The sequence below is a fragment of the Acetatifactor sp. genome (genome assembly GCF_982438285.1).
In genome coordinates, this window is the sequence record NZ_CEWDFQ010000146.1 from 1 (window position 1) to 7,430 (window position 7,430).

General features: G+C 47.5%; 7 protein-coding genes and 1 pseudogene. All 8 read right to left on the reverse strand.

The window, feature by feature from the left end:
• A pseudogene (locus tag AC1WIP_RS08610) lies at positions 1-594 on the reverse strand (LD-carboxypeptidase); the annotation flags it as partial.
• Position 595: 1 nt separating this feature from the next.
• Positions 596-1,873, reverse strand: a complete 1,278-nt coding sequence (locus AC1WIP_RS08615) for a diaminopimelate decarboxylase (RefSeq protein WP_481141459.1) — start codon at positions 1,871-1,873, stop codon at positions 596-598.
• A gap of 15 nt (positions 1,874-1,888) precedes the next feature.
• Complete coding sequence (locus AC1WIP_RS08620; RefSeq protein ID WP_481141460.1) at positions 1,889-2,563, reverse strand: uracil-DNA glycosylase; 675 nt, start codon at positions 2,561-2,563, stop codon at positions 1,889-1,891.
• A gap of 23 nt (positions 2,564-2,586) precedes the next feature.
• Positions 2,587-3,348, reverse strand: a complete 762-nt coding sequence (gene hisF / locus AC1WIP_RS08625; RefSeq protein ID WP_481141461.1) for an imidazole glycerol phosphate synthase subunit HisF — start codon at positions 3,346-3,348, stop codon at positions 2,587-2,589.
• Positions 3,312-3,980, reverse strand: coding sequence for an imidazole glycerol phosphate synthase subunit HisH (hisH, locus tag AC1WIP_RS08630; protein ID WP_481141462.1), 669 nt, complete (start codon positions 3,978-3,980; stop codon positions 3,312-3,314). The genes hisF and hisH overlap by 37 nt, the downstream gene beginning before the upstream one ends.
• A gap of 11 nt (positions 3,981-3,991) precedes the next feature.
• On the reverse strand, positions 3,992-5,590 hold the full coding sequence (locus AC1WIP_RS08635; protein WP_481141463.1) for a hypothetical protein: 1,599 nt from the start codon (positions 5,588-5,590) through the stop codon (positions 3,992-3,994).
• 50 nt (positions 5,591-5,640) lie between these two features.
• Positions 5,641-6,441: a hypothetical protein gene (locus tag AC1WIP_RS08640; RefSeq protein ID WP_481141464.1), complete on the reverse strand. Its 801-nt coding sequence runs from the start codon at positions 6,439-6,441 to the stop codon at positions 5,641-5,643.
• A 114-nt stretch (positions 6,442-6,555) separates the two neighbouring features.
• Entirely contained in the window at positions 6,556-7,428 is an 873-nt protein-coding gene (locus AC1WIP_RS08645; protein WP_481141465.1) for a chemotaxis protein, read from the reverse strand.
• Positions 7,429-7,430 lie beyond the last annotated feature (2 nt).

Here is a 7,430-nt window from a genome sequence, read left to right on the forward strand (position 1 = left end):
TTATGGACAGATTTTCCGTCACATGGTAAGGAGCCAGAGGATTTCAGGGCTTTTCAAGGACTCCTTTTCCCATTTGTCATATCCCTGTACCGCGTAATCGCCCTCCCGGTTCTTCTCTCCCCGCAAAAGCCTCATAGCATCCTCCAAAGAAGGGTGCCACGGTTCCATGCCGAAGGCTGCTGCACAGGGGCCATAGATAGAGGCCGTATCACAGAGAGTGGCCAGCAGATAGGTCATATTGGTATTGTCGGAGTAGCCCATATACCATTTGGGGGCCGCTTTCCTGATTTTCTCAAAATCCATCCAGCTTAGCACTTCGCACATCAGCTCGCCGCCGCCGCAGGAGATCAGACAGTCACTGTCATCTGCACAGTAGGCTTCCATCAGCTCTTCCGCACAGAGTCCTGGCTCATTGCTGATGCCCACCCCCTCCTGGGCATAGCAGTTCGGCCCAAGCTTCAGGCCAAAGCCCATCTTCTTAAACTTTTTCTGCGCATTCTCAAATGCGCTGCGGTAAGGCTCTATTCCGCATCCAAAGGAGGGGGCCACAAAGCCTATGGTTCCCTCTTCAGGCAAAAATTTCGGATATCTCATTTTACGCATTCCAATCTATTTTCTGATAAATGTCAAAGCAGTCGAAGGTTGCAAAATAATCCCTGGGAGTCTCCGCCCTCCGAATCAGCTCCACTTTTCCGTTTTCCCGAAGCAAAAGCTCTGCTGACTTTAGCTTGCCATTGTAATTATATCCCATGGCAAACCCATGAGCGCCGGTGTCATGAATGGCAAGGTAATCTCCGATTTGCACCTCCGGAAGCATTCGGTCCACTGCAAACTTATCATTGTTCTCGCACAGAGAGCCTGTTACGTCATATTTGTGATCACAGGCAAGATTTTCCTTTCCCAGAACCGTAATATGATGATACGCGCCGTACATGGCAGGACGCATCAGGTTTACAGCACAGGCGTCAACGCCAACATATTCCTTGTGGGTATGCTTTTCATGAATCACCCTGGTCACCAGATGACCGTAAGGCCCCATCATAAAACGCCCAAGCTCCGTGTAGATAGCTACATCCCCCATTCCTGCAGGCTCTAAAATTTCCTGATACACCTTACGCACACTTTCACCAATGGCTCTGATATCGTTAGGCTCCTGATCCGGGCGGTAGGGAATGCCGATGCCGCCGGACAGATTGATAAAGGTAATATGGGCTTTCGTCTCCTCCTTTAATTTTACCGCCAGCTCAAACAGAGTTTTTGCCAATACCGGATAATACTCATTGGTCACCGTATTGCTTGCAAGGAACGCATGAATGCCAAAATTCTCTACGCCCCTTTCCTTCAGGATACGGAAGCCCTCAAACATCTGCTCTGTGGTAAAGCCATATTTTGCATCCCCGGGATTGTCCATAATATTATTGCTGATGGAAAAATATCCTCCCGGATTATAGCGGCAGCTTATGGTTTTAGGAATGTATCCTATTGTTTTTTCCAGAAAATCAATATGGGTGATATCATCCAGATTGATGGTTGCACCAAGCTTTGCCGCATAGGCAAACTCGTGGGCGGGTGTATCATTGGAGGAAAACATAATATCCTCCCCGTGCACTCCCATGGCGTCGCTGAGCATCAGCTCTGTCAGGGAGGAGCAGTCACAGCCGCAGCCATATTCCCGCAGTATTTGAATCAGAAATGGATTGGGAGTGGCCTTAACCGCAAAAAATTCCTTATATCCCTTGTTCCACGCAAAGGCCTCCTTCAGAGCCCTGGCATTTTCTCTGATTCCCTTCTCGTCATAAATATGAAATGGCGTAGGGTAAGTCTTTACAATCTCCTCAACCATTTCCTTTGTTACAAATGCCTTTTTTTCCATAAAATACTCCTCTTTCTATACATTCTCTATCTGCCAGTCTATGGGTGTTTCCCCATGCTCCTGTAAAAATTCATTCGTCTTGCTGAAAGGTCTGCTCCCAAAAAATCCTCTGTAAGCGGACAGCGGGCTTGGATGGGGAGCCTCCAAAATTAAATGCCTGGGATTGTCCAGCATGCTCTTTTTCATTTGGGCGGGCCGTCCCCATAATATAAAAACAATAGGACGATCCTGCTTGTTCAAAGCCCGGATGGCAGCATCTGTAAATTCCTCCCAGCCCTTGCCGTGATGGGAATTGGCCATGTGCGCCCGTACCGTAAGCACCGTATTCAGCATCAGAACCCCTTGCTTTGCCCATTTTACCAGATATCCGTTATTAGGAATGTAACATCCCAGATCATCATGAAGCTCTTGATAAATATTCACCAAAGACGGCGGAATCTCCACCTCCGGCTTCACCGAAAAGCACAGTCCATGGGCCTGTCCTACATTATGATAAGGGTCCTGCCCGATAATGACAACCTTTACCTGGCTTAAGGGGGTGAGATGAAACGCATTAAAGATATCCTCCGCTGGCGGAAAGACCTGAGTGGTATTATACTCCTGCTTCACAAACTCATACAGTTTTCTGTAATAGGGCTTTCGAAATTCCGCCCCCAGCTCCTGCAGCCAGTCATTGTCAATCATGCCCATAACCTCTCACCTTCCCTTATGTCCTACAGACGGACACTGATGCCTTTCTCTCTTAAGTATTCTTTCACCTGGCGGATTTCCAGCTCTCTGTAATGAAACAAAGATGCCGCAAGCACGGCCTCCGCTTTGGCATCGTGCAAGGCTTCGTAAAAATGTTCCAGCCTGCCTGCACCCCCGGAGGCAATCACCGGGATACCCACCGCCTCAGCCACCGCTTTCGTAAGGGCCAGGTCATATCCTTCCTTTGTGCCGTCCCCATCCATGCTGGTGAGAAGGATTTCACCGGCGCCCAGGCTCTCCGCCTTTACCGCCCACTCCACAGCGTCGATACCCATATCCACCCGGCCTCCGTTTTTATAAATATTCCAGCCGCTGCCGTCCTGTCTTTTTTTTGCGTCTATGGCAACCACAACACACTGGCTGCCGAATTTCTCTGCAGCCTCACTGATCAGCTGCGGATTCATGATGGCTGCGGAATTGACGGATATTTTATCAGCCCCCTCCCGCAGTATCGCTCTGAAGTCCTCTATGGAACGGATTCCCCCGCCAACGGTAAAGGGTATAAACACCTGTGAGGCAACCTGTCTCACCCACGCAAGCTGTGTGGCTCTGTTGTCCGCCGATGCAGTAATGTCTAAAAAAACCAGTTCATCCGCCCCGGCTTTGTCATATGCGGCCGCCGCCTCCGCCGGGTCACCTGCATCCCGGAAGTTCACAAAATTCACACCCTTTACCACTCTTCCATCCTTTACGTCCAGGCAGGGAATGATTCTTTTTGTGTGCATACCGTCTCCTCCGTGATCTGAATAAAATTCTGCAGTATCTTAAGCCCTGTCTTTGAGCTTTTTTCCGGGTGAAATTGACAGGCAAAAATATTACCCTTTTCCACTGCCGCGTGAATCTCAACGCCATAATCCGCTGCAGCCGTTACAATACTCTCATCTGCCGCCTGCAGATAATAGGAATGAACAAAATATACATAGGGATTCTCCTCCAGTCCAAGAAACAGCCTTCCCGAAAGTCCTTTTCCTTTCTGGGGACAGCGGAGATTGTTCCATCCGATATGGGGAATTTTTAATCCCTCTGCCTCTGGAATCCGCAGAATCTTCCCCTCCAGAATATGCAGTCCCTCCACTCCCGGACTTTCCTCGCTGCTCTCAAAAAGAAGCTGCAGGCCAAGGCAGATGCCAAGAAAGGGCTTTCCGCCCGCCACATATTCATGAATGGTATCTGACAGCCCATAAGAATGCAGCTTTTCCATGGCGTCTCCAAAGGCCCCAACTCCTGGCAGAATTGCGCCATCCGCTTTCAGTATGGTGTCTCTGTCCCTGGTGATTACTGCCTCTTTTCCCAAAAACTGCAAGGCCTTTTCCACACTTTTGATATTCCCTGCATCATAATCAATTATCGCAATCATACTGTCTCCCGCTACGCTATGTTGTCTATAAAGATTTCTTCCGAAAGCTCCGTTTCCTCCGGCAGCTGATCTGCAAGCTGCTGGGATTCCTGTTCTGCAGCCTGCTCTCCTGCCTGTTGATTCTTCCAGTCCTCATAATCCGTTCCCTGGGAAATGGCCGTGACAATGATTGTATATTCCACATCGTCTGGCACAGCTATGATTTCCTGTGCCTGTTCCTGGGTCAAATTGTATTTTTCTGATAGAATCTGTAAAATTTGAGCATACTCAGCCGTCACCTCGCTTTGGGCATTCCACTGGCCGGCATATTCATATAAAGAGGGATAGGCATATACGGACTGCAGCAGACTGTCCAGAGCCTCTGTCTCCAATCCTTCCTCCACAAACAGCTCATATTCTCTAATCCAAAGCCTGATTCTCAAAATACTCTCTGATTTCCCCAGCATCACCTGCTCGCTTTCGTTCAGATTTCTTCCTACAAGATTCTGATAGCAGGTCATATAGTCCTGACTATAATAGGCCTCTACGCCATCCATCCTGTTCATATAATCTCCGGAAACATTCGCTATGATGATCACTGTAAGCCCAAATGAAAGACATACAAGTGACACCAGAATGACTTTCTTTTTGGGAAGCTTTCTTTCCGGCTGCCTTGCTTCCTCCGGCAGAGGAAGATTTTTCTTTTCTTTCTTCGGAGTCTTTTTGGCCTTCTTCTTTTTCCGAGAGCCTCCCTCTTCCCTTCCTTCCCCTGACGCATTTTGGGCCTTCTTGGAAGCTTTTTTATCCTTTTTCTTTCTCTTCTTTTTTTCCTGATCCATCTCCTTCAGAATATCTTTGTTTTCCTGGGAAAGCTTTATATCCTCATTTTCCTCTTCTTCCTCATCCTCCTCAGTCAGGAAGTCAAGTATTCTGGAGAAAAACCCTTTTTTGTGCTCCTGGGACGCCTCAGCCTCAAGCTTGTCCAAATCCGGCATGTCCGCAAGTTCCTGTTCCTCAAGGAAATCCTCTGGATTCTCCTCTTCCTTTGGGTTCTCCTCTTCCTTGGGCTTTCCTGCCAGTCTGGCTTCTTTTGCAGCCTTCTTCTGAGCCTTTTTGGCCTCCCTTGCCGCACGTCTGGCCTCTTTTTTGGCTCTCCTCTCTTCCTTTTTATCAGAACCAGAAGCCTCCGACGTGGCCTCCTCCTGATGAGGGACATCCGAGTCATCCGCAATTTCCTCATGATTGTCAGATTTCTGCAGCAGGTCATGTATCTCCTGCAGATCCTTGTCATCGGACTCTTCCAGAAGATTCATCACATCCTTCTGCTGCTTTTCCTTTTCCTCTGCATCCTGCCCGCTTCCCAAATTCAGCAGGCGTTCAATGTCATCCTTTGACATATTCCGCAAGTCGTCCACCGCAGGAGTATCCTCCGTTTTCGAATTGTCACTTTCCTGGGCCAGGGCGTCTGTCTTTGCAGTCTCCTCAGAAACGGACTGCAAAAGAGCTTCGATATCACTCATGTCTATTTGTGCAGCGTCCGCTGCCTTTTCTTTTTCACTGGTTTGTCCGCCTGCTTCCTCATTGTTTAAATCCTTTGACAGGCTGTCCATATAATCTTCTTGTGAAGGCATATACCATTTTCCTCTGCTTTCTCATTGGGCTTATTACTTTTTATAGTTTATCACAGGATTTGCAGCCAATCAATTGAATTCTTAGCGATGGAGACACCTTTCCCCTTCAATTCCTCCGATAACTGATACAGCTTCTCATTTACACGATAAAATTCCGCCTTCTGCTGAAAAAAGGCAATCTTTTCAAAGGGCCAGCGGATCACGGAGGGAAACTTAAGTCCCACGCCCAGCTCCAGTATCAGCAGTTTCCGGTTCAAGGTGCCCTGAAGCCATTTCCGGTAGGTTTCCCACTGCTCCAGGTACCCCTTTTCATTATATACATCCGCATATATATTGTTTAAGACCAAAGGGCTTCCGCACACCGGACAAACGCCTATTGCTCCCTGGGTCCACAAAGGCAGCTCCTCTTCGTCCTGGGCTTTTTCTTCCAAAACAGCAAAATAATGATTTAATACTTTTTTGTCCTCGTCTCCAGTCTTACAAAGCACATCCGAACACCCTCTGGCGCACTGTTTCCCCCTCCAGGAACCGCAAGGCATTACAAGCCTTCCCTCTTTCCACGGCACATCAGCCACCTCATCATTTGTAGATACGGAAACCACAAAATAATTCTTATCTTTCAGTCTCTCAGCCAGCCTGCACAATCCGCCGGACACCTCATGGTCTTTCTCTCCCCTGCAATAGCTCTCATAGGCAGGCAGAAGCCAGGCGGCTTCAGATCGGTTCAATGCCTCTTCTGTCTTGCGGTACGCCTTTCTTTGGCGAAAGCGCCTTACATTGTTAAACTCCTCACCAATTCCCACAAGGACCATATCTGCCTGTTCTATTTTCTCAGGAATTGTCTTATCCATTGCTTACCTCTCACCCCTTTAACGGGTATTACCTTCATTTTTCTTTCACTGCTTTCTTCCGGGAAAACCCCTTCATATGGAAAAAACCGGGAGCACTCCCGGCCTTTTCTGTCCTTACTTATCTAAATGTTTCTCTGAAACAAGCTGATCAATAATTTTTACCAGATTACCGATCTCCGGCTTTGAAAGCTGGGCATCTGCTCCCAGCGCCTCTCCTTTGCGTTTCATCTCCTCATTGACAAGGGAGGAAAAAATCACAACAGGAATATCTGCTGTAGTATCATCGGATTTCAAAAGCTTTGTCAGTCTGTGTCCATCCATTTCCGGCATTTCAATGTCCGTGATAACACATCTCACATGATCCTTCAGCGTACCGTCTTCCTTGCACTGCATGATAACATCGTACGCCTGTTTTCCGTTTTCCGTATGTATCAGGTTGTCGTATCCCGCTTTTTTCAGTGAATCTACAATTAATTTATTTAACAGCGGAGAATCTTCTGCAATCAAGATCGGAACATTGCTCCTTGTTCTCGGACCAAGCTCAGAAAGCTCAGACATCTTAAGCCCAGTCTCCGGATTGATATCGCTCACAATTTTCTCAAAGTCCAGAATGATAATAAGCTTTCCGTCCTTCTTGATAATACCTGTGGCAACGCTTTCATCTGCAGCTGATATGGTAACATCAGGCTTAATAATATCCGCCCAGGAAACCCTGTGAATTCCCAGCACACTCTCCACATGAAATGCAATATCCAATTTATTGAAATTTGTTACAATAAACAAGCCCTTGGGTTCTGACTCTCCTCTTCCGAGGCAATTCTTTAAATCAATTGCCGTAATCATGGTATCACGAGGCATAAAAATCCCCTCAATACTGGGATGTGAATTCGGAATCGGTGTGACAGGCTGATATGTAATAATTTCTCTGATTTTTGCCACATTTATGCCATACGAATTGCCTGCCAGCGTAAATTCAAGCACTTCCAGCT

Excerpts from the sequence above, each read along its gene's own strand:
- AC1WIP_RS08615 (WP_481141459.1), bottom strand. The coding sequence starts at position 1,873 with ATGGAAAAAAAGGCATTTGTAACAAAGGAAATGGTTGAGGAGATTGTA.
- hisH (WP_481141462.1), bottom strand. The coding sequence starts at position 3,980 with ATGATTGCGATAATTGATTATGATGCAGGGAATATCAAAAGTGTGGAA.
- AC1WIP_RS08635 (WP_481141463.1), bottom strand. The coding sequence starts at position 5,590 with ATGCCTTCACAAGAAGATTATATGGACAGCCTGTCAAAGGATTTAAAC.
- hisF (WP_481141461.1), bottom strand. The coding sequence starts at position 3,348 with ATGCACACAAAAAGAATCATTCCCTGCCTGGACGTAAAGGATGGAAGA.
- AC1WIP_RS08620 (WP_481141460.1), bottom strand. The coding sequence starts at position 2,563 with ATGGGCATGATTGACAATGACTGGCTGCAGGAGCTGGGGGCGGAATTT.
- AC1WIP_RS08640 (WP_481141464.1), bottom strand. The coding sequence starts at position 6,441 with ATGGATAAGACAATTCCTGAGAAAATAGAACAGGCAGATATGGTCCTT.